Source organism: Runella sp. R0.1_18 (assembly GCF_057652155.1).
On record NZ_JBYFCK010000165.1, the window covers coordinates 1 to 228 of the forward strand.

Consider the following 228-nt stretch of genomic DNA (forward strand, 5'->3'; position numbering starts at 1 on the left):
ATGGTTTTAGAAAGGTCGGAAGCCGAAATCCCCGTCGAACAACCATGGCCAAGCAAATCGACCGATACGGAAAAAGGTGTCTCGTGCGTAGAAGTATTATCTCCCACCAACATTTTGAGGCCCAATTCCTCACAACGCTCCACGGTAAGTGGGGCACACATGAGCCCACGGCCTTCTATTACCATGAAGATCACCAATACGGGAGTGGTCATTTCGGCCGCACAAAAA

General features: G+C 50.0%; 1 protein-coding gene. It reads right to left on the reverse strand.

Annotated elements, in window-relative coordinates:
• On the reverse strand, positions 1 to 228 hold a 228-nt coding region (locus AC23P2_RS31475), incomplete at both ends, for a 3,4-dihydroxy-2-butanone-4-phosphate synthase (RefSeq protein ID WP_487776847.1).